Raw genomic sequence first — 25,852 nt, 5'->3', positions numbered from 1 at the left:
GCCGCTGCCCCATGCTACGGACATCGAACGACCATTCGGAGAGATCGTTATGCTGACCCTCCAGCCGCAGGACGCGGCGCTCAATTGCCAGGCCGACAGCTGGCAGGATGCACTGGATCAGGCCGCCGCGTCGCTGCACCGGGCCGGCCTGGTCGAGGCGAGCTATCGCGACGCGCTGCACGCCCGCGAGGCGCAGGGTTCGACCTTTCTCGGCAGCGGTATCGCCATTCCCCACGGCACCCCGGAGAGCCGCGAACAGATTCACCGAACCGGTGTGCGGCTGCTGCAGTTTCCCCAAGGCGTGACGTGGCACGACGGGAATCAAGTATTCCTGCTGGTGACGATCGCCGCCGCCAGCGACGAACATCTCGACGTTTTGCGGCGATTGACGCACGTGCTCGACGACGAGAGCGTGGCCGAACGCCTGGCCAACGCCGACACGGCCGAGGCGATGGTGGCGCTGCTGGCCAAGCCTCAACGCAAGGCACGCCTGGATGCCGGTACGCTCTGCCTGGGTTTTCCGGCGCGTGACCGTTTCGAGCTGGCGCTGGCGGCGGCCGCGCGGCTGCGCCAGGCCGAGTGCGTCGATGCGCGCTTCGTCGCCGCGATCACCGAGCAGGAACCGATCTCGCTGGGCCAGGGGCTGTGGCTGGTGAGTGCTGCCGCCGGCGTCAGTCAGCCGGCGCTGGCGCTGGCGACGCCGGAACGCTCGTTCACTGGCCCGAAAGGCGTGGTCAATGGCGTGTTCTGCGTGGCGGCGCAAGACGACGTTCATCGGGAGCTGCTGGAACGGCTGGCGGATCTGCTGGATAGCGGCGAAGGCGAAGCGCTGGTCGACGCCGATGCCGACCACGTTCTGGCGCGTCTGTCCGGCGAGTCTAGCCACGCCGAGACCGCTCGCGTGACGCTGCTCAACGCCCACGGACTGCACGCCCGCCCGGCCAAGCTGCTGGTCCAGGCAGCCCGCGAGCAGTCCGTGCCGGTTCGCGTGCGGCTGTTGGAAGGCGCGGCGGAGACGGTTTCCGCCGCCAGCCTGACCAAGGTGATCGGGCTCGGTGCCCGGCGCGGCCAGACGCTGATCTTCTCTGCCGAAGGCGGGGGCGAGGGTGGGAGCGCCGAGGCGGCGTTGGCGGCGATGGTCGCCGCCGTCCAGGGCGGGCTCGGCGAGTCCGTGAGGCCGCTGGCGGATGCCGCCAGCACCAGCCACGTCTCGCGGCGCGATGCGGTGGCCGAGGCAACGGGAGAAATTCCCGGCACGGCGGTACCGGAGCCCATCACCGACGATACCGCGTTGCCGGCTACCGCCGCCTCGCCGGGACTGGCGATCGCGCCGGTCTTCGTGATGCGCGCACCCAGCTTCGATTATCCCGAACGGGCCCGCGATCTGACGCCGGAAAAACAAGGCGACGCCGAACGGCAGCGCGAGCGACTGCGCGCCAGCCTGGTCGAAGCGCGCGAGCAGCTGCACGCGCTGATCGGCACCGCCAAGGGCGGCGACGTGGCCGAGATTCTCTCCATGCATGCCGAGATGCTCGACGACCCGGAATTGCACGAGGCCGCCTTCGAGGGCATGCGCGACGGTATGAGTGCCGAAGCGGCGTGGTGGCAGGCGATCGATACCGCCGCCCGCGCCCAGGAGGTGCTGGCGGATCGGCTGCTGGCCGAGCGCGCCGCCGATCTGCGCGACGTGGGTCGCCGGGTGCTGGGCGTGCTGTGCGGGGTCAAGATGCCGACACCGCCGCAGCGCCCGTACATTCTGGTCACCGACGATATCGGCCCTTCCGACGTGGCGCGCCTCGATACCGCCCAGGTGCGCGGATTGCTGACTGCCCGCGGCGGCGCGACCTCGCACAGCGCGATTCTGGCGCGGGCGCTGGGCATTCCTGCCGTGGTCGGTGCCGGTGAGCGAGCGCTGACACTCGCCAACGACGACGAGCTGATCCTCGACGGTGACCTCGGCCGGGTGATCGTGCGGCCCAGCGCGGAGCGCCGCGACCGTGCCGAACTACGCCTCAAGGAGCTGGAGCGGCTGCGTCGCGAAGCGCACGGCCTGCGCTTCGAAGAGGGCCGCACGGCGGATGGCCGGCGTATCGAAGTCGCTGCCAACTTGGGTAACACCGCCCATGCCGAGGATGCCGTCGAACACGGTGCCGAAGGCGTCGGATTGCTGCGCACCGAATTCCTGTTCATGGCGCACCCGGAGGCGCCGGATCTGGAGACCCAGATCGGCGAGTACCGGCGTGCCTTCGACGCTCTCGACGGCCGCCCGCTGGTGGCGCGTACGCTGGACGTTGGCGGCGACAAGCCGCTGCCTTACTGGCCGGTAGCGGCGGAGGACAACCCGTTCCTCGGCCTGCGCGGCATCCGGCTGGCGCTGACCCGCCCGGACGTGCTGGAAACTCAGCTGCGGGCGCTTCTGACCGCCGCCGGCGATCGGCCGCTGCGGATCATGTTTCCGATGGTCAAGGACGTCGACGAGTACCGTCAGGCCAGGGCGATCGTCGACCGGCTGCAACAGGAGATCGGCGCGTCCGACGTCCAGGTTGGCGTGATGATCGAGATTCCCTCAGCGGCGCTGCTGGCACCGAGCCTGGCGGCGGAGGTCGACTTCTTCTCCATCGGCACCAACGACCTGACCCAGTACACCCTGGCGATCGACCGCGGCCACCCTGAGCTGTCGTCCCAGGCGGATGGCTTGCATCCGGCAGTGCTGCGGCTGATCCGGATGACCGTGGAGGCGGCTCACGCCGAGGGCAAGTGGGTCGGCGTCTGCGGCGAGCTGGGCTCGGACGCTGCCGCCGTGCCGGTGCTGGTCGGGCTGGGCGTCGACGAGCTCTCGGTCTCCGTGCGCCAGGTGCCGATGGTCAAGGCACGCCTGCGCGGGATCACCGAGGAGAGCGCTCGCCTGCACGCCGAGACGGCGCTGGCCCAGGCTACCAGCCAGGCCGTGCGCGATGCGCTGGAGGCGCTCTAATGGCGCACGTGCTGGTGGTGACGCTCAATCCGGCGCTGGATCTGTCGATCCAGCTGCCGCGGCTCGAGCCGGGGGCGGTCAATCGCACGCGTTCGTCGCATCTGGCGGCGGCCGGCAAGGGGCTCAACGTGGCCCAGGTGCTGGCGTCGCTGGGTCACCGGGTCACCCTGTCCGGCTTTCTGGGCGCGGACAACGACACCGCGTTCGTCCAGGCCTGCCGGCGCGACGGGATCGAGGACGCCAGTCTGCGCCTGCCCGGCGAGACCCGGATCAACGCCAAGCTGGCCGAGGACGACGGTCGCGTGACCGACATCAACGGCCCGGGCATCGAGGTCTCCGAGGCGGCACTGGCCGAACTGACGGCCGATCTGGTCACGCGCTGCAAGGCGACGTCGCCGGCTGCGGTCGTGGTGACCGGCAGCCTGCCGCCGGGCGTGTCGCCTGAGGCGCTGGCGACGCTGATCCGGGCGCTCAAGGCCAGCGGCGTGCCGGTCTGGATCGACACCAGCGGCCCGGCCCTGACCGCGGCGCTGGCGGTACTGCCCGACGCGGCCAAGCCCAACGAACAGGAGCTGGCCGACTGGGCCGGCGGCCCGCTGGCCGATCCGGCGGCCCAGCTCGATGCGGTCCGGCGTCTGCACGCTTCCGGTGTCGAGGAGGCGATCCTGTCGCTGGGTGGTGAGGGCGTGCTGTGGATCGGCCGGCGCGGAGAGTGGCGCGCCACGCCGCCCCGGGTCGAGGTCCGCAATACGGTGGGCGCGGGCGATACGTTGCTGGCCGCTTTGCTGCATGGCGTGATCGCGGATCAATCACCGCAGGAGGCGCTGCGCCAGGCGACGGCACTGGCCGCCGAGGCGGTGCGCCATATCGGTGTCGGCAATCCGCACGCCGAAGACTTCCAGGAATTACTGCAACAGACGAGCGTCAGCCGCTGCGGCGAAGCGCGCGTCGGGGGGAATGCATGAACGGGGAACGCATGAATGTCATTCTGATTACCGCCTGCCCCAGCGGCATGGCGACGACCTTTCTGGCTGCAAGACGCCTGGAGCAGGCCGCCAAGCGTCGCGGCTGGGAGGCCCGGACGGAAATGCATGGCGAGCTCGAAGCCGTCACGCCGGTGTCGGAAGCGGCGATCGCCGCGGCGGATCTGATCGTCGTGGCCGCCGAGCGGGTGCCCGAAGCCGCTCGCTTCGCCGGCAAGCGGCTCTATCGCGCGCCGATCCAGCAGGCGCTGCCCGACCCCGAGGCGTTTCTCGAACGCGCCGCCCGCGAGGCGACGGTGTTCAATGCTGCCAGTGAGCCCGCGGAACCAGCGAAGACAGTGTCGCCCGAGTCTTCCGGAATCAAGCGCATCGTCGCAGTGACGGCCTGCCCGACCGGCGTGGCCCATACCTTCATGGCGGCCGAGGCGCTGGAGCAGGCCGGGCGGGCGCTGGGCCACCGGATTCATGTCGAGACGCAGGGATCGGTAGGTGCGCAGAATCCGATCAGCGACGAGGATGTCGAAGCGGCGGATGTGGTGCTGCTGGCCTGCGATATCGAGATCGACAACGCCCGCTTCGCCGGCAAACGGATCTACCGGACCTCTACCGGCAGCGCGCTCAAGCAGCCGCAGCAGACGATCCAGAAAGCGCTCGACGAGGCGCAGGTGGAGTCGGCCGGCAGCGAGCGCAAGAGCGGCGGATCCCCGAAGAGCGCCAAGGAGCGCGGGTTCTACAAGCACCTGCTGACCGGAGTCTCGTTCATGCTGCCGATGGTGGTGGCGGGCGGGCTCTGTATCGCGCTCTCGTTCGTGTTCGGAATCAAGGCCTTCGAGCAGGAAGGGACGCTGGCGGCGGCGCTGATGCAGATCGGCGGCGGCACCGCCTTTGCGCTGATGGTGCCGGTGCTGGCCGGTTACATCGCCTATTCGATTGCCGACCGTCCGGGCATTGCGCCCGGCATGATCGGCGGAATGCTGGCTTCGACGCTGGGCGCCGGCTTCATCGGCGGGATTCTGGCCGGCTTCCTGGCCGGCTACTCGGCCAAGGCGGTGACGCGCTACGTCAAGCTGCCGGCCAGCGTGGAGTCGCTGAAGCCGATCCTGATCATTCCGCTGCTGGCGAGCCTGGTCACCGGCCTGATCATGATCTATGTGGTCGGCACGCCGGTGGCGGCGGTTCTTTCGGCATTGACCGCCTTCCTCAACGACATGGGTTCGACCAATGCGGTCCTGCTGGGCGTGCTGCTCGGCGCGATGATGTGCTTCGACCTGGGCGGGCCGGTCAACAAGGCGGCTTATACCTTCGGCGTCGGCCTGCTCTCGACCGAGACCTACATGCCGATGGCCGCGATCATGGCCGCGGGCATGGTGCCGGCCATCGGGATGGGCCTGGCGACGTTCCTGAGGCGCGGCCGGTTCGCCCAGGCCGAGCGCGAGGCGGGCAAGGCATCGTTCGTGCTGGGGCTCTGTTTCATCAGCGAGGGGGCGATACCCTTTGCCGCCAAGGATCCGCTGCGCGTGATTCCGGTATCGATGGTCGGCGGCGCGGTGACCGGGGCGCTCTCCATGTGGTTCGGCGTCAAGCTGATGGCACCGCACGGCGGCCTGTTCGTGCTGCTGATCCCGAATGCCGTCAACCTGGCGCTGCTCTATCTGCTGGCCATCGCTGCCGGCTCGGTGATCACCGGTGTCGGCTACGCTCTGCTCAAGCGTGGCGAGGCCGGCATGGCACCGGCCGCCGCAACCCTGCCCGAGTCCGCGTCGGCCGAGGCGAGCCGCCAGGTGTCATTTTCAGAAGACGACTGCACCAGGTGGCGGGGCGTAACGCCAGGTGTGAAGGCGGCTCCTGACAGCCCGGTATCAGCAGTCACCTTCACCAACCTCGACTATGCTCAGTACTCCTATGCACCACAGGCGAGTCGGGGGCATGGCGTCAGACTCAACACCGATTGCCGAGCAAGGCGTGGCCACCCTGCCCGATAAAGCCTGGGCCCAGGCCCGGCAGCGAACGGACATCATCGGACCACTGGCAGCGCTTGAGGTGGTGGGGCATGAGGCCGTCGACGCCGCCGCTCAAGCGCTGGGCCTGTCCCGGCGACAGGTATATGTCCTGATCCACCGTGCCCGGCAAGGCACTGGCCTTGTGACGGACCCGGCTCCCGGCCAATCCGGCGGCGGGAAAGGCAAGGGGCGTCTGCCGGAGTCGGTCGAACGCATCATCCGTGAGCTGCTGCAAAAGCGCTTTCTGACCAAGCAGAAGCGCAGTCTGGCGGCGTTTCACCGCGAGGTCGCTCAGGCGTGCAAAGCGCGCCCGTTGCGGGTGCTGGCGGCGTACCTCCCGCTGCTATTACGCCGCTGGAACAAGTGCAGATCGACCACACGGTCATCGTCCTGGTCGTCATGGACGAGCGCGACCGGCTACCCACGAGACCTTCGACCGGACCATCGCCGAGCATCTTGCCCGGGGCTGAACCTCTGGCCCTGACACACGAAAGGCCCCGCACGGGTGACCGGGCGGGGCCTAATCGGCAAGGGCGAGAGGAGCGCTATCATCCGGCCAGCCGTGCAGCGATGCCGGCGACGTGCTCGCCCTGAAAACGGGCGAGGTTCAGCTCGGTCTCGCTGGGTTGACGTGAGCCGTCACCACCGGCGATGGTCGCGGCGCCATACGGCGAGCCGCCCTTGACCTCGGAGATATCGAACTGGGCCTCGAGACCATAGCCGATGGGCACGATCACCATGCCGTGATGGGCCAGGGTCGTCCAAGCGGTGAGAATCGTGGTCTCGTTGCCGCCGCCGGTGCCGGTGGAGGTGAAGACACTGGCCACCTTGCCGCGCAGGCTGCCGCTCGCCCACAGACTGCCGGTCTGGTCGAGGAAGGTGCGCATCTGGCCGGCCATGTTGCCGAAACGGGTCGGCGTGCCAAAGATAACGGCGTCATAGTCGGCCAGTTCCTCGGGACGCGCCTCGGGGGTGTCGAGTGCCTTGCCGCCGGCCTTGGCGAAGGCCTCCGGGTCCATCGTCTCGGGGACCCGCTTGATCGTCACTTCGACACCGTTCACCTGGCGTGCGCCGTCCGCGATGCTGTTCGCCATGGTCTCGATATGGCCATACATGGAGTAGTAGAGCACCAGTACCTGGGTCATGGGGTGTACCTCCTTGGGAGTGTTGCGAGTTGTCGATCTTTCGAACAAACGGGAGTATCCGGAAGTAAGTGGTTGATACCTGTCCATCACAGGAATGAGCCTAGTCGCTTGCTCACCGGATTACCTGGTTGATGGAGGGTGGTCAGTTATCGCCTAGCAACATCTAGCCTGGCCAGCGCCTGTTCAGGCAGCGACAAGCTCACGGAATCCAGTACTTCATCCAGCTGACCTAGGCTAGTGGCGCTGGCAATGGGCGCGGTGACCGCGGGGCGGCTCAGCAGCCAGGCCAGAGCTACTTGGGCGGGCTTGGCGCCAAGCTCATCGGATACGTTCAACAGCTCCTGCAGAAGTCGCTGACCGCGCTCATCGAAGTAGCCCTTCAGGAAATCGGCCCGGGCGTTACCTTCCAGATCTTCGAGCTTCGAATACTTACCGGTCAGAAAGCCGCTGGCCAGGGAGAAGTAGCTCACCACCCCGAGCGCATGCTCCTCGGCCACATTCGCAAGCCCGGCCTCAAAGTCGTCACGGTCATAGAGGTTATAGAGCGGCTGCGTCACTTCGTAGCGGGGCAGCCCCTGATTCCGGGAGACCGCCAGGGCCTCGCCCAGTCGCTCGGCGGAATAGTTGGAAGCGCCGATGGTTCGCACTTTGCCGGCCTCGATCAGCCGGGCGAAGGCCCCAAGGGTTTCCTCCAGTGGCACATCCTGGTCATCGATATGTGCGAAGTAGACGTCCAGGTAATCGGTACGCAGGCGCTTCAGGGAGTCCTCGACGGCGGCCTCGATGTTGGCCGCCGAGAGGCCCTTGCGCGGCTCCCACATGCCCACCTTGCTCATCAGTACGAGATCGTCGCGCCGCCCGCGCCGGGCCAGCCACTGACCCAGAACCGTTTCCGACTCACCGCCCTCGAGCCCCGGCGCCCAGGCCGAATAGACATCGGCGGTGTCGATGGCGTTGAAGCCACGCTCGACGAAGCGATCGAGCAGGGTGAAGGAGCGGTCTTCATCGGCGGTCCAGCCGAAAACGTTGCCACCGAAGACGAGCGGTGCGATCTCGACCCCGGAGCGGCCCAAGTTGCGTTTTTTCATGATCCTTTTCTCTCCCATGTCGAAAACCTGTTGAAGGCAATGCCTGGTACCTGTCACGGTCGCGCTACAGCATCCGCTTGAGCGTATCGTCACGCTGGACAAAGTGGTGAAACAGGGCGATGCCGATATGCCCGAGGACCAGCGCGGTCAACGCCCAAGCCAGCGGTGAGTGCAGGCTGCCGAGACTTGCGGCCCAAGCGATCTCTTCACTCTCCGCAAAGATCTCCAACCCGAAGGCGGTCAGTCCATAGCCGCCTCCCAGCATCACCATCACCCCGGTGATCGGCATCAGCAGCATGCCGGCGAAGAGCAGGCCATGCCCGGCCTTGACCAGCTTGGCAGTGGCCGGGTCCTGGGCCGGACGCTGATGACGCTGACGCGCCACCCACGCCAGGCGCAGCACGATCAACACCAGTAGCAGGGTGCCGATGGAGACGTGCCAGGGAACCAGGGTCTGGCCTACCCAGTGCTCCCCCTCGGCGATCCGGTCACCAAACTTGAGCAGCTGCCAGATGATCAATACCGCCATCAGCCAATGGAAGGCCTTGCTGACGCTGCCATAGCGTTCTTTGGAATCGTTGATCATCGACATCTCCGCCAGGTAGTTTCAAAAATTCAAGCAGCTCCAAGCTAGCAGGCTAGCAAACCGCCTGCTATCGCCGCGGTCCCGACGTCTCGATCAGGCAATGCTCTCGACGATGCCGCCTTCCACTCGCAGGGCGGAGCCGGTGGTGGCACTGGCCTGGGGCGAGGCCGCATAGACGCACAGGCTGGCGACCTCCTCGGGGGTGGCGAAGCGCTTGAGCAGCGTCGAGGGGCGGTTCTCCTCCAGGAACAGGGTCTCCATCTCTTCGGCCGAGACGCCGCGCTCGGCGGCCAGCTTGGCCATCATCGCCTGGGCGCCTTCGGTACGGGTCGGGCCGGGCAGGATGGTGTTGACCGTGACGCCACCGCCGGCCAGCACCTTGGCCAGACCGCGGGAGACACCCTGCAGGGCCGCCTTGCTGACGCCGTAGTGCACCATCTCGGCGGGTATGTTGAGTGCCGACTCGCTGGAGATGAACTGGATGCGCCCCCAGCCACGGGCCTGCATGCCCTGGGCATAGTGCCGCGCCAGGCGCACCCCGCTCATGACATTGATCTGGAAGATCTCTTCCCAGGCGGCGTCGTCAATCTCGAAGAAGGGGCGGCCGCCGTAGATACCCAGGTTGTTGACCAGGATATCGACCTCGGGGCGGGCCGCGATCAGCGCCTGACAGCCTTCGGCGGTGCCGGGGTCGGCCACCACGCCGCTGGCATCGTCACGGCCACTGGCCTGCTGGATATGGGCCACGGCCTTGTCCACCTTGGCCTGATCGCGACCGACCACGGTCACGCTAGCACCCGCCTGGGCCAGGCCAGTGGCGATCGCCAGCCCAATGCCCGCGGTGGAGCCGGTGACTAGGGCCTGTTTGCCAGAAAGTTCAATTCGCATCATCTACCTCCTGCTGTATTGCGTGAGTTGCCATGTGAGGTGGCTGTGAAAGTGGCGTGGCCGCCTCAGCCGAAGCGGTAGGCGGACAGCTGCGTCTTGAGCACTTGTTCCGAATAGATCTTGCGGCCCTTGTCCTTCCCCGCGGCGCCGGCGGCGACCATCAGCGGGATCAGGTGCTCTTCGTCGCCCGGCGGGTGGCACTGAGGCGCATGGGGTGCCCGAGCCCAGTCGCCAAGCGCGGCGTGGCGCCGATCCGGCTCAGCCTCCACGGTCTGAGTCAGCCAGTCATCAAAGGCCTCGGAGGGTGCGGTAAAACGCGCATCCCCGTAGCCGCGCATGTTGTGGAAGCTCATGCCGCTGCCGACGATCAGTACACCTTCATCACGCAGCGACGCCAAGGCCTCGCCAGCGGCGAGATGGGCCGCGGGATCGAGATCATCGCGCAGCGACAACTGCACTACGGGGATATCCGCCTCGGGGAACATCAGCTTCAGCGGCACGAACATACCGTGATCGAACCCCCGCTCGGTGTCCCGTTGGCTGGCCAGACCGGCTTGAGAGAGCAGCCTGTCGACCTGCTCTGCCAGGGCCGGTGCGCCGGGGGCCGGGTAGGTGAGCTCATAGGTGTGGTCAGGAAACCCGTGGTAATCGTAGATCAGCTCGGGGTATTCACCCGCGCTCACGCGAAAGCCGGGGGTTCGCCAGTGGGCGGAGACCATCAGGATCGCGCGGGGGCGGGCCGGCAGCGAGGCGGCCACGCCCTTGAGGAAGCCTGCCATGCCTTCCCAGGTGCCGGGCGGGTTCCAGTCCATGAAGAAGCACGGGCCGGCGCCGTGGGGAATGAACAGCACCGGCTGGGTGGTTGAATCAGGGGGCGATACGCTCGCGTTGGTCATCGTGTAATTCCTTGGGCCATGCGGCCCGGTGAATACTTAGGTAGGTAATACTGTATCCTCACTCCCTTAGTAAGAGAATATGGTATTTTATGCAAACACCTTTAACTATGAGTGCGAAATAGATGCTGGACCGTTTTACGGGGATGCGGGTCTTTACCCAAGCGGCAACCCACGGCAGCCTATCGGCGGCGGGACGCGCGCTGGGCATGTCGCCGGCTATGGCCACCAAGCACATGGATGCCCTGGAGGCCCGGCTGGGCGTCAAGCTACTGCATCGCACCACCCGACGGCTGACGTTGACGGACGCCGGCACCGACTATCTCGAGGCCTGCCGGCGCATCCTGCAGGAACTCGACGAGGCGGAGTCGGAAGTGGCCGCCCAGAGAGTCGAAGCGGTCGGGCGGCTGCGCATGAATGTACCGCTCTCCTTCGGCGTGCGCTTCATCGCGCCACTGCTACCCGCGTTCCACCGTCGCTATCCGAAGGTGGAGGTCGAACTGGGCCTGAGCGATGCCCAGCACGGCCTGATCCAGGAAGGCTGGGACCTGGCGATCCGCATCGGTCATCTTGCCGACAGCTCGCTCAAGGCGCGACGGCTGGGCGACTGCCCGATGCGGGTATGTGCCGCGCCGGACTATCTGGAACGATACGGCACGCCGGGGGGCGTCGCCGAACTATCCGGCCATAACTGTCTGAGCTATACCCTGTCGCCCTCTCAGAGAGAGGGGACCTGGAGCTTCGGTCGCGAGGGCGACATTCAGGTGCCTGTGCAAGGCGATCTCAAAGCCAACAATGGTGATGCATTATTGGCGGCGGCGCTTGGCGGGCAGGGCGTGATCTATCAGCCGAACTTCATCGTGGGGGAGGCCCTGGCGCGCGGTACCCTGGTGGCCCTGGAACTCGACCAGCCCACGCTCGACCTGGGCGGCTTGCATGTGCTGTTTCCCCCCGACCGGCGCCCACCAGCCAAGGTCAGGGCGATGATCGATTACTTGGTTGAGGCATTTGCGCAGTCCTCCTGCCAGACCCCGTCTCTGACAACTAGGGAAAGCTCGGCCAGTGTAAGGAGACTCCGTGACCAGCCCGACTGATAACATTCTCCATCTGCCGGACTTCCAAGGACGATAGCATTCTGGAGAATCGCGCCATTTGGTTCTTGAACACAGGGCCACAGGGCCCAGAGGAGGCCGTTCAATACCTGGCGGTGATCCCGCCCTGGCAAGCTCATCGTCTGGAGCGGCGAGACGATGTCCTCGATCAGCGACCAGCTGGTCAACAGGAAAGCGCACTTGTTCAAAGCGATTGCCCGCTTGCTCAGAACTCCCGTGCATAATGCATGCTTTGTCCGGAAAACGATCATTAGACGGCCAACCCGGACAATGTCCGAGAATAGACTTGTTTGATGGGTTTTCGGACAATAAGATAGGCGGACGGATTAACGGACAAAAGGGGCGGTCAATGGCGCTGATCGGCTATGCGCGGGTCTCGACGGCGGAGCAGGATACCGCCTTGCAGACGGATGCGCTTCGCAAGGCGGGGTGCGAGCGGATCTTCGATGACACTGTCTCCGGGGCCAAGGCGGATCGACCGGGCCTGACGGCCGCGTTGGAGTTTCTACGCGACGGGGATGTGCTGGTCGTGTGGCGACTGGATCGACTGGGACGCTCGCTGCCGCATCTGATCGAGGTCGTCAGTGCCCTGGAGGCGCGGGGTATCGGGTTCCGGTCGCTGACCGAAGCCATCGACACCACCACGCCCGGTGGGCGGCTGATCTTCCATGTGTTCGGTGCCCTGGGGCAGTTTGAGCGTGACCTGATCCGGGATCGTACCAGGGCGGGACTGGCCGCTGCCGCCGCTCGCGGGCGCAAAGGGGGACGCAAGCCTGTCGTCACCGAGGACAAATTGAAGCGGGCAAGGGAGTACCTGGCCAACGGGCTGAACGTCCGCGAGGCCGCCGCACGGATCAAGGTCAGCAAGACGGCCCTCTACGCCGCCTTGAAGGCCAGCCAGCCCGATATCCACGATAAGGCCGAAAAGGCGGACGACCTTACAAGATGACGGCCGCCAAGCAGCGGATTGCGCCATGTCGGTCGCCATGCGGGCTGTGCGGACATGGCGTAGGGTGTTACCGAAACAGGCTTTGGGAACAAGCGTCGCCGATTGCGCCGCGGGAGTGGCGTCGCCGTTGAGCATAGGAGTGCCGAATATGAGGGTCGCCCAGTCTCTGAAACACGTCCTGCATCATTACCTCTTCTCGTTGCGGGGCCGCCTGCTGTTGGGGGTCGTGGTGATCTGGACGCTGCTGAGCATGACACTACTGGCCTTCGGCTGGCAGTCCGGCACCCTGCTGGTCGAGGAATCCAACCGCGTGCATCTGCGGTATGAGGCGGAGCTGATCCGCAACGACATCACGCATGAGATCGAGCAGCGTCTGGAGGTACTGGAGCGCCTGGCCGGGCTGTATCCCGACGCCTCGCCGGGAATGCTGGCCCGGGGTAACCATGACCCCTTGCTCGCCCTCTTCGAGGGCCTGATTCTGGTCGATGCCGAGAACATCGTCGTCGATGACTGGCCGACGCTTGAAGGTCGCCGCGGCCAGGACATCGGCTATCGGTCCTATGCGCGCTTCATGCGCAACGTGCAGCGCCCGCATGTCAGTGAACCCTTCGTCGGAGCGGTCTCCGGCAAGCCCATGGTCATGATGCTGGTACCGCGCCACACGGAGCAGGGCCGCTACACGGGCTTCGTGGGTGGCCTGGTGGAGATCGCCCGCAGCGAGCTGTTCGAGGGGTTCCAGCGCCTCCGGCTGGGCGACGAGGGCCATGTGGTGATCGCCACGGCCTCGGGCCGGCTGCTCTATCACCCCGACCAGCGGCAAGACCTGCCAACGCTGGAGGACGTGGCGCGCGACCCCTGGCTCGATCTGGCGCGCGATGGCTGGCAGGGCGAGGCCAGTGGCAACCTGCTTGGAAGCAGCGCGGGCCTGACGGCCTATCGCCAGATTTGGCCCGCCGACTGGATACTGGGTCTCTACCTGCCCCTCGATCAGGTCTATACCCCCCTGGCAAACGTCATGGAGCGCATTACGTGGCGGGGCTGGTGGGTGTTGGGGCTGTTGCTGCCGATGATGGCGGCCGTGATCTGGCTGACCCTGCGGCCACTGACGCGCCTGGCCCAGCAGCTCAAGGAGCTGAGCCAAGGCCACCGGCGCTCCCTTCAGATCGCCACCCGCCTGTCCGAGCTGCGCAACGTCATCGACGTCTTCAATGAGGTGGAGCATGGCCGTCTGAAGGCCATGGAAGACCTGCAACAGCGTAAGGCATTCCTGAAAGGTATCCTGGCCGCCTCGCCCCAGGGCATGTTCGTCACCGACACCCAGGGAAACCTGACTTTCGTCAATCAGGCACTGAGACAACTGCTGGGGATCACGCCGCCGGTCCACCTGCCGACCTGGGCCCAGCGTATCCACGAAGAGGATCGCAAACCGGTGGTGGCCGCCTGGCAGGCGAGCCTTCTCCGGCACCAGGACGTCGCGCGCCAGTTTCGCTACTACGGCGAGCATGGTGAGCTGTACTGGTTGGACGTCCACGCCACTGCGATCCGGGTGGACGGCGAGATCATCGGCCAGGTGGGGGTCGTACGCGATATCACCCAGCGTCAGCACGAGGATGCCCTGCGCCGCTGGGAAGCGGAGCACGATCCGCTGACCGGCCTGCTCAACCGCCGCGGTTTCGAGCGCCGGCTGGAGGAAGCCTTTGCCGCTTGGAAAAAAGCCGGCACCCAGTCGGCCCTGCTGATGTTCGATCTGGACCATTTCAAGGCCATCAACGACGCAGGCGGTCACGCCCTGGGCGACAGCATGCTCCGCGAGGTGGCGGCCGCGATGAGCGCGGAAACGCGCAGCAGCGACCATGCCGCCCGCCAGGGGGGCGACGAGTTCGCCATTCTGCTGCCTGGCTGCGAGTTCTCCCAGGCCATGCGCATTGCCGAGTCGCTGCGAGCGCGCATTGCGGCCAAGGGTCTGGAACACAACGGCCGCACGTGGAAAGTGACGGCCAGCATCGGGGTGAGCAACTTCCAATGGTCGGACCAGAGCGTCGATGACGTGGTAAGGCGTGCCGATGCTGCGAGCTATGCAGTCAAGTCACGGGGGCGAAATGGTGTGGTCAACGCATGACCCTGCCCTGGAGGTAGCCGGCAGGGAAAGGGCAAGACCGAGTGTTACCTATGCCACAGCAGCAAGCCCGGAGGGTGCAATCGACCCCTGACATTCCGTGCAGCCGTCTTCTGAAAATGACACCAGGCCTCCTGATTCGAAACGGCTCTGGTTCGCGAGCGTTGGCATCGCGTCCTACATTGTGTGAAAACGACGGGTTGGGAAAGAGGGGTTGGGAAAGAGGGGTTGGCAGCGATTCGGTCGTTGCCAACCTTTTGCGTTTTACCGATCGAGTATGCGTGGTCCACAGGAGAGACGTGATGAAGATTCACTGGCAGGGCGACCGCCTGGTCGTTGCCGAGGGCGATATCACCCGCTTCGAGGGCGATGCGATCGTCAATGCCGCCAACAAGAGTCTGCAGGGCGGTGGCGGCGTCGATGGCGCGATCCATCGCGCGGCGGGGCCGGACCTTCTCGAGGCGTGCCGCGAGTTGCGACGCACGACCTGGCCGGAGGGGCTACCGGTGGGCGAAGTGGCGATGACGCCGGGGTTCCGGCTGCCGGCGTCTCACGTGATCCACACCGTGGGGCCGGTTTTCGCCAAGTCGGAGGATCGCTCCGAGCAGCTGGCCGATTGCTATCGTAATGCGCTGCGCCTGGCGGGAGAGCATCGATTCACGCGGCTGGCGTTTCCGGCCATCTCGACCGGTGTCTACGGTTATCCGGCCGACGCGGCTGCCGCCATCGTGGCCGGCGTGATGCGCGAGTTGCTGCCCACGCTTCCCGACCTCGAGGTGACGCTGCTGTTCTTCTCGGCGAGGGATGTCGATACCTTCCTGGCCCACGGCGTCCCGGCCGGCTGACTGGTGCCGGCGCTTGCCGGCCAGCGTCGAGACCGGGCCGGGGCGGTCTCACTCCTCGGGCTGATACTTGTAGCCGACGCCGTAGACGGAGCGGATGATGTCGCGGTCCGGCCAGACATCGGCGATCTTGCGTCTGAGCTTCTTGACGTGGCTATCGACGGTACGCTCGGAAACGATACGGTGATCGCGATACATGTGATCCATCAACTGGTCGCGGGAGAAGATGCGCCCGGGGCTGTACATCATCACCTTGAGGAGCTGGAACTCGACCGCGGTGAGATTCAGGTCCTCGCTGCCCGCCATCGCGCGCCAGCCGTCTTCGTCCAGCGTCAGGCGGTCGCCTTCGGAGGTGGATTCGTCCGTGCCGGTGGCGCCGTAGCTGCGGCGCAGCACGGCCTTGACACGGGCCACGACCTCCCGGGGGCTGAAGGGTTTACAGATATAGTCGTCGGCGCCCAGCTCGAGTCCCAGCAGGCGATCCACTTCCTCGACACGGGCGGTCAGCATGATCACGGGGATGGCGGGAAATCGCTCGCGGATCTGGCGGCACAGGGTGAGACCATCGGTGCCGGGCAGCATCAGGTCGAGCAGGATCAGCATCGGCTGATTCTCTTCGAGCCACGCCATCACGGCATTGCCGTGATCGATGTGATCGGAAGCGTAGCCGCTCTTCGACAGATAGTCGGCGACCAGGCGTGCGATCTTGGGTTCGTCCTCGACGATCAGGATGGTGTCGTTCATCAAACCGGCTCCCTGTCAGTTGGCATGGCTGCCGTGGCTACTGAATGGTTCGTTGTATCGTTCGTGTCGTTCGTGTCGTTCGTGTCGCTCGCCGGCCCGCTCCGGGAGCGACGCCTTGGCGGGCGAGCCGCACGAGTGGTCGGCGCGCTCGAGGGAGGCGTCCGCCGTCCGGTCGGCGGGAAGCGCCTGCGGGAACGTCAGCGTCCAGCGCAAACCGCCGAGTGGCGAAACCGAGGGCACCAGCGTGCCGCCCTGCGCTTCGATCAGCGCGTTGGCGATCGACAGTCCCAGGCCGCTGCCACCGCTGCGGCGATTGCGCGACCCTTCCACCCGGTACAGCCGCTCGGTCAGGCGGGGCAGCTCGTCCTCCGGCACGCCGGGGGCGGTGTCCTCCCAGACGACGGTCGCCTGATCGCCACGGCGCTTCAGCGTGACGCGCAGCGTGCCGGGGCTGTCGGTATAGGCGATGGTGTTGGACAGCAGGTTATCCCAAAGCTGACGCAGACGCTGGCTGTCGGCACGCACCCACAGCGGTTCGGTTTCGAGCTGAAGCGCGAGGCCGAGGCTTTCCAGTCTCGGCTGACTGTCCTCGAGGCGCTGTACCAGCGACTCCTCGAGATCCACGGGCACGAGGTGCATGTCCAGCGCGCCGGCGTCGCTCTGGGCCAGCAGGCGCAAGTCCTCGACCAGATGCCCGAGCTGGTCGACCTCCTGCTGCAACGATCCCAGGTTGTCCACCGACAGAGGGCGGATGCCGTCCTGCATGGCTTCGATCTCGCCTCGCAGCACTGCCAGCGGCGTGCGCAGCTCATGGGCGATATCGGCGACCCAGCGCTGGCGCGCGCGACGGTTGGCCTCGAGCGTCTCGGCGAGCTGGTTGAAATCCGCCGAGAGACGCGACAGCTCGTCGCGGCCACGTTCGGAAAGGCGCACGCTGTAGTCACCGAGAGTCAGCCGGCGTGTGGCCAGGGTCATGAGCCGGGCACGGCGGCCCAGCCACCAGGCGAGCCCGCCAGCCAGGAGCAGAGAGGCGAGAAACAGCGAACCGACGATGATGGTCAGGTTGCGCTGCTGGCGCTCGAGAAAGATCTGGTCCATCCGCGCCATCAGTCGTTCCGGCGGCAGATAGCCCAGTTGGCCGACCAGCTTGTCGCCACTGCGGATCGGCACAAAATGGGGCTCTGGCGGCGGCGGAATGTCCAGATCGTCCCGGGGAGGCGGCTTGAGCAGGGGCTCGCCGATCACCGGATTGCTCAGCTCGTCGAGCAGAACGTAGCCGCGGGCATCGGAAAACTGGCGGTCGATCCCGCTGGGAGGGCGTTTCTCGCTCGACCAGAGCTGGCTGCGAACCAGACTTTGCCAGGCGCGAGGATTGTCGCGCAGCCACTGCCAGCTGCCGCGCTGTGTCCACTGTTCGCCCAGTGCGTTGGCCAGTGTCTCGGCGCGTGTCGACTGGCTGCGCTCGAGATAGTTGACGAAACCTTCGTCCAGGCTGCGCGAGACGAACACGAACACCAGTCCGCTGATCAAGACGTTGGTGATCAGGATGATGGCGAACAGTTTGATGCCGAGACGCGACAGTCGAGGCCAGTCGCGCCATCTGCTATACGATAAGGACATGGGATCCGGCTTTTTCACGGGCGGTATCGATTCCTCCAGTGTGTCTCAACGCGCAGCAGTGACAGTTCAGACAATGGGCAAAGAAGATGGAGATTGCGAGTGCTTCATCGTTGCTGGTTGCCGTCAGGCATCGGTGGCGCGGGAAACGAGTCGGCCTTTCCACCGGAAGTCCACCGGCCAGTGAGGTTGAGCGCGGGATTGATCGGCGGCGTCGAAAGCGGCCCATAGCGCCCCGAACGTGCGGCCGTCGACCGGATGGGCGTGGGAGGGCAGCAGGTCGGCCAGCGGGTGCAGCACGAAAGCGTAGCGCAGGATGTCTTCGCGCGGCAGGCGGGCGTCGCCATGGCGGCCGACGGCCTCGCCCCACAGCAGCAGGTCGATGTCCAGCGTGCGGGCGACGAACTTGGTCGGGCCGGCGGGCCGGCCATTGTCGCGCTCGATGCGCTTGCAGCGGTCGTTGAGCGCGGTCGGCGACAGCTCGGTCTCGAACGCCACCACCAGATTGTAGAAGGGGCGATCGTCCTCGAAGCCGACTGCGGGACTCTCGTAAACCGGGGAGAGTCGTAGCGGGGCCGGGTCGGCGAGGGTTGCCAGCGCGTCCAGGGCGCGGGTCAGGTGATGCCGGCGCTGGATGTTGCTGCCCAGCCCGAGAACGGCCAGCGGCATCAGTCGGCACTGCGCTCGATGCGAATGCCCACGGCGCGTGCCGCGGCCACGGCGCCGGGCTTGCGCACGGTCAGGCGTAGCTGGCGGACGCCGAATTCGTCGATCAGCAGTGCCGCGACGCGCTCGGCGAAGGTTTCCACCAGGCCGTGGGCGTTGGCGTCGGCGTAATCGGCAAGACGCTGACAGATGGCGGCGTAGTCGAGCGTCCGGTCGAGGTCGTCGTCCCGGGCGGCCGGGCGGATATCGGTGCCGAGTTCCAGATCCAGCTCCAGGCGTTGGCGCACCGTACGTTCCCAGTCATAGACGCCGATGACCGTCTCCAGGCTCAAGCCTTCGATCAATACCTGATCCACGCTAACTCCTCGTCGGCAGCGATGCTTTTGGCGGTGATTGCCATCGGCGGGCCGTTCCCGCTCGACGCAACGGCCATCGATTGTACGCGAAGAGAGTGGCAGAATCAGGGCTCGATGATGACCGCCACGCGGCCAGGGGAGTGTTGTCTTGCCACCGATCCTTGTTACCGGCCTGCTGGTGGGGGCCGGCTATCTCAGCGGTTCGCTGCTCGGGGCGATCTGGGTATGCCGTGCCTGGGGCCTGCGCGATCCTCGCTGGGCGGGCTCGGGGAATCCGGGATTTTCCAATGTGCTGCGTGCCTTCGGCTGGCGGCCGGCGCTGGTGACGCTGACCATCGATGCCGCCAAGGGCATGCCGGTGCTGTGGCTGGCCGGCGCGGCGTCGCTGTCGGTCTGGTCCCAGGGGCTGGTCGGCCTCGGCGTGCTGATCGGGCACAGCTGCCCGGTCTGGCACCGGGGGCGCGGCGGCAAGGCGGTGGCCAGTGCGTTCGGCGTGCTGCTGATGCTGGCGACGCCGGTGGCGCTGATCTGCGCGATCTGCTGGTTCCTGCTCGCCTGGCGGGTGCGCACGGCGGCGGTGGCCTCGCTGGCCACGGCGTTGATGGCGCCGCTGCTGAGCTACTGGCTGGTGCCGCCGATGACAGGCGTCATCTGCGTGTTCTCGCTACTGGTTCTGGCTCGGCACGCCTGGAACATCCGGCTGTGGCGGGAGCGACGCCGCGAAACGCACGAACCGGCGCTGGCCGATCCGTTCGACGAAGAAGATGCCCTGTGCGATCGCCGCGGGCTCAGACAACAGGACAGGCAGCAGGAGGAGTGAGCTCCGCCAGCGGCCAGCGCGGGCGCGGCTGCAGGGTCTGGCTGCGCTGGCCGGCGGCGAGACGCTGCGCGCCGGCGTAGGCGATCATCGCGCCGTTGTCGGTGCAGAAGCGGCCACGCGGGTAGAATGCCTGGGCGCCCAGTTTGGCGAGCGCGGTATCCAGCGTCTCGCGCAGGCGACGATTGGCGCTGACGCCGCCGGCGACGACCAGGCGTTTCCGCCCGCTCTCCTTGAGGGCGCGCCGGCACTTGATCACCAGCGTGTCGACCACGGCATCCTCGAAGGCGCGGGCGACGTCGGCGCGCGCCTGGGCGTCGAGGGCGTCCTGTTCGCGAAGCGTGCGCAGTGCGGTCAGGGTGTGGGTCTTCAGTCCGGAGAAGCTGAAATCGAGCCCCGGCCGGTCGGTCATCGGGCGGGGAAAGCGAAAGCGCTCGCTGCGCCCCTGCTCGGCCAGCGCGGCCACCTGCGGGCCGCCGGGGTAGGGGAGTTCCAGCATCTTGGCGACCTTGTCGAACGCTTCGCCGGCCGCATCGTCGACGGATTCCCCCAGCAGCCGATAGTCGCCCAGGCCGCGGACGTCCACGAGCTGGGTGTGCCCACCGGAAACCAGCAGGGCGACGAAGGGAAACGCCGGCGGATTCTCCTCCAGCATCGGCGCCAGCAGGTGGCCTTCCATGTGATGCACGCCGAGTACGGGGATTCCGAGTGCGCGCGCCATGCCGTGAGCGGTGCAGGCACCCACCATCAGCGCGCCGACCAGGCCGGGGCCGGCAGTGTAGGCGATGGCATCGAGATCGCGCTTGGCCAACCCGGCCTCGTCGAGCACCTGATCCACCAGTGGCAGCAGCTTGCGGGTGTGATCGCGGGAGGCGAGTTCCGGCACCACGCCGCCAAATTCGGCATGTAGCGCTATCTGACTGTAGAGCGCATCGGCCAGTAGCCCGGCCTCGGTGTCATAGAGGGCGACGCCGGTTTCGTCGCAGGAGGTTTCGATGCCCAGCACGCGCATGATCGGGTGTCCGTCGGGGTCGTGAAGCGAAAAGGGGCGTTAGTTTACGCTGTCGAAAAGCCATTTGCATTGGTTCCGGGGCGCGACTAGAATACTCTGCTCTGTAGAACTGGGTCGTGCGCCTTTAACACGTCCTCGGCTGTCGATCGATCTCGTGAGACAGATCTGGGCCGGGAAGATCCGGATAGCGACACGTCAGGATTCGAAGCCTTTCGCGGCGTTGTCTCGAATTTCTCGGGTCGTGCGTTCAAAAGGGCGTGCGTTCAAACCGAACTCAATTCCCAAGGTAGGTGAGTGCTTCATGCCCGCTGTTAAAGTACGTGATAACGAGCCGTTCGACGTCGCGCTGCGTCGCTTCAAACGCTCCTGCGAAAAAGCCGGAGTCCTGTCCGAAGTCCGCCGTCGCGAAACTTACGAAAAGCCCACTGCAGTCCGCAAGCGTAAAGCCGCGGCTGCCGTGAAGCGTCATGCCAAGAAGTTGCAGCGTGAGCGTAAGCGTTTCGAACGCTTGTATTGATCCGTACTGCGGGTGACTTCGGTCACCCCAGAGGGACGATCAAACGGCCGCCGTTCAGGTGGCCGTTTGTTTTTGTTCCGCTGCCATTGCGCCAACGTCCATGGGATCAAGATCCATGTCGGCGCGGATGCAGTGTTTTCTTGCCTGTCCTATCTTCAGCTGGATATCTCTCCATGACAGGCATGGCAGTTCGCAGCCTGGCCTGCGAGCGGATCCCCCGAGAGCGTCTGATGATATGGCCGGACAGATTTCCCAACGTTTCATCGATGACCTGTTGGCCCGTACCGACATCGTCGATGTGATTTCCGAGCGGGTGCAGCTCAAGAAAAGCGGGCGCAACCACAGCGGCCTCTGCCCGTTCCATCAGGAAAACTCCCCGTCGTTCACGGTAAGCCACGACAAGCAGTTCTATCACTGCTTCGGCTGCAGCGCGCACGGCAATGCGCTGCGGTTTCTGATGGAGTTCGACAATCTGCGCTTTCCCGAAGCGGTCGAGCAGTTGGCATCCCGGGCAGGTATGCAGGTCGAGCGGGAAGGCGGCGAGGATCCGGGAGCGCGTCAGCGTCAGCAGAAGCGTGAAGAGGGCGTCAATCTGCTGGAGCTGGCTTCGCGCTTCTTTCGCGAGCGCCTGGCGCTCGGCGGCGGACGCCAGGCCCGGGAGTATCTCGATCGTCGCGGCCTGAGCCAGGAGATCATCCGGGATTTCGGCATCGGTTACGCCGAGGACGAGTGGGAGTCGCTCAAGCGCTATCTGCTGCAACAGGGCATCAGCGAAGCGGTCCAGGTCGAGTACGGCCTGCTGGTGCACCGCGAAGAGACCGGACGCACCTACGATCGGTTTCGTGACCGGGTGATGTTTCCGATTCGCGACTGGAAAGGCCGCACCATCGCCTTCGGTGGCAGGGTGCTGGGCGATGCCAAGCCCAAGTATCTCAATTCGCCGGAGACGCCGGTCTTTCACAAGGGACGCGAACTCTACGGACTGTTCGAGGCGCGTCAGGCCAATCGGCAGCTCTCCCGGGTTCTGGTGGTCGAAGGCTACATGGATGTGGTCGCGCTGGCGCAGTTCGGCATTCGCAACGCCTGCGCCACCCTGGGTACGGCGCTGACGACGGACCATCTGCAGCGGCTGTTCCGGCTGGTCGACGAGGTGGTGTTCTGCTTCGATGGCGACAACGCCGGCCGTCAGGCTGCGCGTCGCTCGTTGCAGACGGCGCTGCCGTCGATGATCGATGGGCGGCAGGTGCGATTCCTGTTCCTGCCCGAGGGCGAAGACCCCGATACGGTGGTTCGCCAGGAAGGTCAGGAGGCGTTCGAGAAGCGCATCACCTGCGCCAGCCCCCTGTCGGAGTTTCTGTTCGAGCAGGCGGCGGAAGGGCGTGATCTCAAGCAGGTGGAAGGGCGCGAGCGCTTCGTGACGGCGGTGCTGGACGCCCTGAAACTTTTACCGGAAGGCGTGCTCAAATCGCTGCTGGTCAAGGAGCTGTCGGTCAGAAGCGGGATAGACCAGTCGCACTTCGCCGGCTGGCTGGAGAAGCACGCGATGCCTGAGCCGCGCCAGGCGATGACGCCGGACGCTGGCTACGAAGCGCTGATGATGACCTCGGATGGCGATATCGACGCCACTTCAGACCCGGGCGTGACGGTCGATAATAGCAATAATCGTGCAAGGCGGCGCGGACTCCCGGCATCTCGCCCAGGAACTGCTACGCTTTCTCTGAGCATTCCGGCTCGGATATTGCATCTGTTGTTGCACGAACCGGGATTGGTCGAGGGGCTGCCGGAGACGGTCGAGTGGTGTCCGATCGAAGCATCCGATGGGCGCTTGTGCCGCGAAGTGGTGCAGTTGTTGCGCGCCGGACGCTATCGCAGCCCCCAGGTACTACTGGCTCACTTCCACGGCAGCGCGGACGGTGAGCGCCTCGATCAGCTGGCGCGTCGTGAACTGGAAATTCCGCGCGACGTTCGGGCCAGTGAGCTGGAAAGCTGGGTACGTTATCTCGAGCGCGAGAGCGCTCGTTTGACGCCGGTGGAGGAGTACCGCCAGTTACTGGAAAAGAGCCGTCAACCGGGAGCACTCAGCAGCGCGGACAAGCAGCGCCTGAGAGAGCTGATCGGAAAGTTGGCCGAAGGGCCGTGAATCATGAAGTTCGTAGGGCACGAAACGTCGCGAATAAGGTCAGGACTACTAGGGTCTGTTGACGTTTCATGCACGGCCGCGCCGGAGCCAGTTTTTGTGCGGGGCAAGGCGTGAGGAGCGTAGTTTGGTCATTCCAAATGAACGACGAATAACGCAGCACCGTGCAAAAACTGGCCCGGCCCTTCGGGTTGCGCGGCAAATGGCGCCATGCGGCGTTGCGGGATTGGAAAAGGGAACCACCCTTCTCTGCATCCCGCGCCTGGCCTGGCGCCATTTGGCGCAGCAACGCGGTTCGCGCTGAAACGTCAACAGACCCTAGGCAAGGAAGCGTGAAGTGGTCAATCGGTAAGGTTATCAACCGAGAGCGCGGTCGAAAGGTTGAAATGGCGGTGATCGCCACCAAATAGGTTAACCAAGCACACTAGCACACCTGGCAGGCAAGGTAATAGAAGCTGGCAGCAAAAAGCGGGGGCGCGCTATACTAGCCGGCTTTTGGGTCGTCGCGCCGTCGCCCCCAGGTGCTTCATTCTTCTTCGTCGAGTAGGGTTTCTATGGCTGGAAATGCGCAGCAGTCACGTTTGAAGGAGCTGATCGCACGCGGCAAAGAGCAGGGTTTCCTGACTTATGCCGAAGTGAACGATCATCTCCCCGAAGATATCGCTGATCCGGATCAGGTGGAAGACATTATCTCCATGATCAACGACATGGGGATCAATGTCGTCGAGGAGGCGCCTGATGAAGACACGCTGATGATGTCCGACGATTCCACCGACGAATCCGCGGCGGAAGAGGCCGTGGCGGCGTTGGCGGCAGTGGAGAGCGATGTCGGACGTACGACCGACCCGGTGCGCATGTACATGCGCGAGATGGGCACGGTGGAGCTGCTGACCCGCGAAGGCGAAATCCTGATTGCCAAGCGCATCGAGGAAGGCCTGCGGGAAGTCATGTCTTCCCTGGCCTATCTGCCCGGCGCGGTGGATTCCATTCTCGACGTCTACGATCAGACCCAGGACGAGGAAGCCCCCGGGCGCCTCTCGGATCTGTTCTCCGGTTTCATCGATCCTGACGAAGGGATCCCGGGGGTTGCCGAAGTCGAGATGCCGGAAGAAGTCGAAGCCGACATCAGCGGCGATGAAGACGACGAGGACAGCGAAGACGACGACAGCGCGAGCGAAGGCGGCCCCGACCCCGAAGAGGCACGGGTGCGCTTCGAGCAGATTCGCGATCAGAACGAAGCGGCCAAGGCGGCTATCGAGAAGCACGGGCGCGGCTCCGAAGAAGCCAATGTCGAGCAGGCGCGTCTGGCCGAGCTGTTCTCGCCGATCAAGCTGTCGCCCAAGCATTTCGAGCGCCTGGTCGGCCAGGTACGGATCAGTGTCGATCAGGTACGGAGTCAGGAAAAGGCGATCATGCAGGTGTTCGTCAAGCAGGGCAAAGTGCCGCGCAAGACGTTCATCAGCTCGTTTCTGGGCAACGAAACCGCCGAAGGCTGGTTCGACGAATTCATCGCCAAGAACGGCAAGTATGCCGATCGTCTCGAACCGTTCCGCGGTGACGTTCAGCGCGCCCAGCGCAAGATCGGTTTCGAGCAGGAAATGGTGTTGCTCAATGTCGGCCAGTTGAAGGAAGTCAACCGCCGTCTCTCCATCGGCGAAGCCAAGGCGCGTCGTGCCAAGAAAGAGATGGTCGAAGCCAACCTGCGTCTGGTCATCTCGATCGCCAAGAAGTACACCAACCGCGGCCTGCAGTTCCTGGATCTGATCCAGGAGGGCAACATCGGCCTGATGAAGGCGGTGGACAAGTTCGAGTACCGCCGTGGCTACAAGTTCTCCACGTATGCCACCTGGTGGATTCGCCAGGCGATCACGCGCTCCATCGCCGACCAGGCCCGCACCATCCGTATTCCGGTGCACATGATCGAGACGATCAACAAGCTCAACCGCGTATCGCGTCAGATGCTGCAGGAGATGGGCCGCGAGCCCACTCCGGAAGAGCTGGGCGAGCGTCTCGAGATGCCGGAAGACAAGGTGCGCAAGGTGCTCAAGATCGCCAAGGAGCCGATCTCCATGGAGACGCCCATCGGTGATGACGAAGACTCGCACCTGGGCGACTTCATCGAAGACAGCACCATGGTGCTGCCGATCGACTCCGCTACCGGCGAGGGTCTGATCGAGGCGACTCGTAACGTCCTCGGCGGCCTGACCGCGCGCGAAGCCAAGGTGCTGCGCATGCGCTTCGGCATCGACATGAACACCGACCACACGCTGGAAGAGGTTGGCAAGCAGTTCGACGTCACCCGCGAGCGTATCCGTCAGATCGAAGCCAAGGCGTTACGCAAGCTGCGTCACCCGTCGCGCTCCGAACCGCTGCGCTCGTTTCTCGACGAATAGAACATAGCCGCGAGCCA

22 protein-coding genes are annotated in these 25,852 nt (G+C 65.3%); 12 read left to right on the top strand and 10 right to left on the bottom strand.

Features of this window, described 5'->3' with window-relative positions:
* Positions 1-49: 49 nt before the first annotated feature.
* From ptsP to CCD76_RS04260, 4 genes are read left to right on the top strand one after another with little or no spacing between them, the layout of a single operon-like run.
* On the top strand, positions 50-2,974 hold the full coding sequence (gene ptsP / locus CCD76_RS04280) for a phosphoenolpyruvate--protein phosphotransferase (protein ID WP_087718338.1): 2,925 nt from the start codon (positions 50-52) through the stop codon (positions 2,972-2,974).
* Positions 2,974-3,939, top strand: coding sequence for a 1-phosphofructokinase (gene pfkB / locus CCD76_RS04275; protein WP_087718290.1), 966 nt, complete (start codon positions 2,974-2,976; stop codon positions 3,937-3,939). The genes ptsP and pfkB overlap by 1 nt, the downstream gene beginning before the upstream one ends.
* An 11-nt stretch (positions 3,940-3,950) precedes the next feature.
* Entirely contained in the window at positions 3,951-5,939 is a 1,989-nt protein-coding gene (locus CCD76_RS04270; protein ID WP_256961103.1) for a PTS fructose-like transporter subunit IIB, read from the top strand.
* Positions 5,884-6,441 carry a hypothetical protein gene (locus CCD76_RS04260; protein ID WP_444875466.1) on the top strand — a complete coding sequence of 186 codons (558 nt, stop codon included), beginning with the start codon at positions 5,884-5,886 and terminating at the stop codon, positions 6,439-6,441. Before CCD76_RS04270 ends, CCD76_RS04260 begins: the two co-directional genes overlap by 56 nt.
* A gap of 64 nt (positions 6,442-6,505) precedes the next feature.
* Here the strand turns inward: CCD76_RS04260 and wrbA are convergent, their stop codons facing one another.
* The 5 genes from wrbA to CCD76_RS04235 all read right to left on the bottom strand — a co-directional run bounded on the left by wrbA (position 6,506) and on the right by CCD76_RS04235 (position 10,560).
* A complete protein-coding gene (gene wrbA / locus CCD76_RS04255) occupies positions 6,506-7,102 on the bottom strand; it encodes an NAD(P)H:quinone oxidoreductase (RefSeq protein ID WP_087718289.1) in 597 nt (198 codons plus the stop codon).
* A gap of 146 nt (positions 7,103-7,248) precedes the next feature.
* Positions 7,249-8,190 (bottom strand): aldo/keto reductase, encoded by a 942-nt coding sequence (locus tag CCD76_RS04250; protein ID WP_087718288.1) that lies wholly within the window; start codon positions 8,188-8,190, stop codon positions 7,249-7,251.
* Between the two features lie 64 nt (positions 8,191-8,254).
* Entirely contained in the window at positions 8,255-8,776 is a 522-nt protein-coding gene (locus CCD76_RS04245) for a cytochrome b (protein ID WP_179208840.1), read from the bottom strand.
* A 93-nt stretch (positions 8,777-8,869) separates the two neighbouring features.
* Positions 8,870-9,664, bottom strand: a complete 795-nt coding sequence (locus CCD76_RS04240; protein ID WP_087718287.1) for an SDR family NAD(P)-dependent oxidoreductase — start codon at positions 9,662-9,664, stop codon at positions 8,870-8,872.
* Between the two features lie 65 nt (positions 9,665-9,729).
* On the bottom strand, positions 9,730-10,560 hold the full coding sequence (locus tag CCD76_RS04235) for a DODA-type extradiol aromatic ring-opening family dioxygenase (protein WP_087718286.1): 831 nt from the start codon (positions 10,558-10,560) through the stop codon (positions 9,730-9,732).
* 122 nt (positions 10,561-10,682) lie between these two features.
* On the opposite strand from CCD76_RS04235, the gene CCD76_RS04230 reads away from it, so the two are divergent.
* The 4 genes from CCD76_RS04230 (at position 10,683) to CCD76_RS04215 (ending at position 15,579) form a co-directional block, all read left to right on the top strand.
* Positions 10,683-11,651 (top strand): LysR family transcriptional regulator, encoded by a 969-nt coding sequence (locus CCD76_RS04230; RefSeq protein ID WP_087718285.1) that lies wholly within the window; start codon positions 10,683-10,685, stop codon positions 11,649-11,651.
* 367 nt (positions 11,652-12,018) lie between these two features.
* On the top strand, positions 12,019-12,618 hold the full coding sequence (locus CCD76_RS04225) for a recombinase family protein (protein WP_087718284.1): 600 nt from the start codon (positions 12,019-12,021) through the stop codon (positions 12,616-12,618).
* 148 nt (positions 12,619-12,766) lie between these two features.
* Positions 12,767-14,737 (top strand): sensor domain-containing diguanylate cyclase, encoded by a 1,971-nt coding sequence (locus CCD76_RS04220; RefSeq protein ID WP_179208839.1) that lies wholly within the window; start codon positions 12,767-12,769, stop codon positions 14,735-14,737.
* Between the two features lie 299 nt (positions 14,738-15,036).
* Positions 15,037-15,579, top strand: a complete 543-nt coding sequence (locus tag CCD76_RS04215) for an O-acetyl-ADP-ribose deacetylase (protein ID WP_087718282.1) — start codon at positions 15,037-15,039, stop codon at positions 15,577-15,579.
* A 48-nt stretch (positions 15,580-15,627) separates the two neighbouring features.
* Here CCD76_RS04215 and CCD76_RS04210 read toward each other — a convergent pair whose 3' ends face one another.
* From CCD76_RS04210 to folB, 4 genes are all read right to left on the bottom strand, one after another.
* Positions 15,628-16,320 (bottom strand): response regulator, encoded by a 693-nt coding sequence (locus CCD76_RS04210; protein ID WP_087718281.1) that lies wholly within the window; start codon positions 16,318-16,320, stop codon positions 15,628-15,630.
* Positions 16,321-16,335: 15 nt separating this feature from the next.
* Complete coding sequence (locus CCD76_RS04205; protein WP_087718280.1) at positions 16,336-17,940, bottom strand: ATP-binding protein; 1,605 nt, start codon at positions 17,938-17,940, stop codon at positions 16,336-16,338.
* Positions 17,941-18,063: 123 nt separating this feature from the next.
* Positions 18,064-18,606: a 2-amino-4-hydroxy-6-hydroxymethyldihydropteridine diphosphokinase gene (gene folK, locus CCD76_RS04200; protein ID WP_087718279.1), complete on the bottom strand. Its 543-nt coding sequence runs from the start codon at positions 18,604-18,606 to the stop codon at positions 18,064-18,066.
* Positions 18,606-18,959 carry a dihydroneopterin aldolase gene (gene folB / locus CCD76_RS04195; RefSeq protein ID WP_087718278.1) on the bottom strand — a complete coding sequence of 118 codons (354 nt, stop codon included), beginning with the start codon at positions 18,957-18,959 and terminating at the stop codon, positions 18,606-18,608. The genes folK and folB overlap by 1 nt, the downstream gene beginning before the upstream one ends.
* 148 nt (positions 18,960-19,107) lie before the next feature.
* Between folB and CCD76_RS04190 the strand changes: the two genes are divergently transcribed.
* Entirely contained in the window at positions 19,108-19,779 is a 672-nt protein-coding gene (locus tag CCD76_RS04190) for a glycerol-3-phosphate acyltransferase (protein WP_179208838.1), read from the top strand.
* Here the strand turns inward: CCD76_RS04190 and tsaD are convergent.
* Positions 19,748-20,788, bottom strand: a complete 1,041-nt coding sequence (gene tsaD / locus CCD76_RS04185; protein ID WP_087718277.1) for a tRNA (adenosine(37)-N6)-threonylcarbamoyltransferase complex transferase subunit TsaD — start codon at positions 20,786-20,788, stop codon at positions 19,748-19,750. The two genes, CCD76_RS04190 and tsaD, sit on opposite strands and share 32 nt — an antisense overlap.
* Before the next feature lie 301 nt (positions 20,789-21,089).
* Here tsaD and rpsU point away from each other — a divergent pair, with 301 nt between their 5' ends.
* The 3 genes from rpsU to rpoD all read left to right on the top strand — a co-directional run bounded on the left by rpsU (position 21,090) and on the right by rpoD (position 25,835).
* Positions 21,090-21,305 carry a 30S ribosomal protein S21 gene (gene rpsU / locus CCD76_RS04180; RefSeq protein WP_075560838.1) on the top strand — a complete coding sequence of 72 codons (216 nt, stop codon included), beginning with the start codon at positions 21,090-21,092 and terminating at the stop codon, positions 21,303-21,305.
* A 235-nt stretch (positions 21,306-21,540) separates the two neighbouring features.
* A complete protein-coding gene (dnaG, locus tag CCD76_RS04175) occupies positions 21,541-23,445 on the top strand; it encodes a DNA primase (protein ID WP_087718276.1) in 1,905 nt (634 codons plus the stop codon).
* Positions 23,446-23,996: 551 nt separating this feature from the next.
* Positions 23,997-25,835 carry an RNA polymerase sigma factor RpoD gene (gene rpoD, locus CCD76_RS04170; RefSeq protein ID WP_087718275.1) on the top strand — a complete coding sequence of 613 codons (1,839 nt, stop codon included), beginning with the start codon at positions 23,997-23,999 and terminating at the stop codon, positions 25,833-25,835.
* Positions 25,836-25,852 lie beyond the last annotated feature (17 nt).

Source organism: Salinicola salarius, from assembly GCF_002179555.1.
Taxonomy (GTDB): Bacteria; Pseudomonadota; Gammaproteobacteria; order Pseudomonadales; family Halomonadaceae; genus Salinicola; species Salinicola salarius_A.
Note: the sequence above shows the minus strand (reverse complement) of the source record. Positions and strands in the feature narration are given on the sequence as shown.

Bases quoted from the DNA above. Each gene is read 5' to 3' on its own strand.
- CCD76_RS04260 (WP_444875466.1), top strand. From the start codon at position 5,884: ATGGCGTCAGACTCAACACCGATTGCCGAGCAAGGCGTGGCCACCCTG.
- CCD76_RS04210 (WP_087718281.1), bottom strand. From the start codon at position 16,320: ATGAACGACACCATCCTGATCGTCGAGGACGAACCCAAGATCGCACGC.
- CCD76_RS04235 (WP_087718286.1), bottom strand. From the start codon at position 10,560: ATGACCAACGCGAGCGTATCGCCCCCTGATTCAACCACCCAGCCGGTG.
- CCD76_RS04220 (WP_179208839.1), top strand. From the start codon at position 12,767: ATGAGGGTCGCCCAGTCTCTGAAACACGTCCTGCATCATTACCTCTTC.
- rpoD (WP_087718275.1), top strand. From the start codon at position 23,997: ATGGCTGGAAATGCGCAGCAGTCACGTTTGAAGGAGCTGATCGCACGC.
- CCD76_RS04215 (WP_087718282.1), top strand. From the start codon at position 15,037: ATGAAGATTCACTGGCAGGGCGACCGCCTGGTCGTTGCCGAGGGCGAT.
- folK (WP_087718279.1), bottom strand. From the start codon at position 18,606: ATGCCGCTGGCCGTTCTCGGGCTGGGCAGCAACATCCAGCGCCGGCAT.
- CCD76_RS04250 (WP_087718288.1), bottom strand. From the start codon at position 8,190: ATGAAAAAACGCAACTTGGGCCGCTCCGGGGTCGAGATCGCACCGCTC.
- CCD76_RS04245 (WP_179208840.1), bottom strand. From the start codon at position 8,776: ATGATCAACGATTCCAAAGAACGCTATGGCAGCGTCAGCAAGGCCTTC.
- CCD76_RS04205 (WP_087718280.1), bottom strand. From the start codon at position 17,940: ATGTCCTTATCGTATAGCAGATGGCGCGACTGGCCTCGACTGTCGCGT.
- CCD76_RS04225 (WP_087718284.1), top strand. From the start codon at position 12,019: ATGGCGCTGATCGGCTATGCGCGGGTCTCGACGGCGGAGCAGGATACC.
- pfkB (WP_087718290.1), top strand. From the start codon at position 2,974: ATGGCGCACGTGCTGGTGGTGACGCTCAATCCGGCGCTGGATCTGTCG.
- CCD76_RS04270 (WP_256961103.1), top strand. From the start codon at position 3,951: ATGAATGTCATTCTGATTACCGCCTGCCCCAGCGGCATGGCGACGACC.
- tsaD (WP_087718277.1), bottom strand. From the start codon at position 20,788: ATGCGCGTGCTGGGCATCGAAACCTCCTGCGACGAAACCGGCGTCGCC.
- ptsP (WP_087718338.1), top strand. From the start codon at position 50: ATGCTGACCCTCCAGCCGCAGGACGCGGCGCTCAATTGCCAGGCCGAC.
- rpsU (WP_075560838.1), top strand. From the start codon at position 21,090: ATGCCCGCTGTTAAAGTACGTGATAACGAGCCGTTCGACGTCGCGCTG.
- wrbA (WP_087718289.1), bottom strand. From the start codon at position 7,102: ATGACCCAGGTACTGGTGCTCTACTACTCCATGTATGGCCATATCGAG.
- dnaG (WP_087718276.1), top strand. From the start codon at position 21,541: ATGGCCGGACAGATTTCCCAACGTTTCATCGATGACCTGTTGGCCCGT.
- CCD76_RS04240 (WP_087718287.1), bottom strand. From the start codon at position 9,664: ATGCGAATTGAACTTTCTGGCAAACAGGCCCTAGTCACCGGCTCCACC.
- CCD76_RS04230 (WP_087718285.1), top strand. From the start codon at position 10,683: ATGCTGGACCGTTTTACGGGGATGCGGGTCTTTACCCAAGCGGCAACC.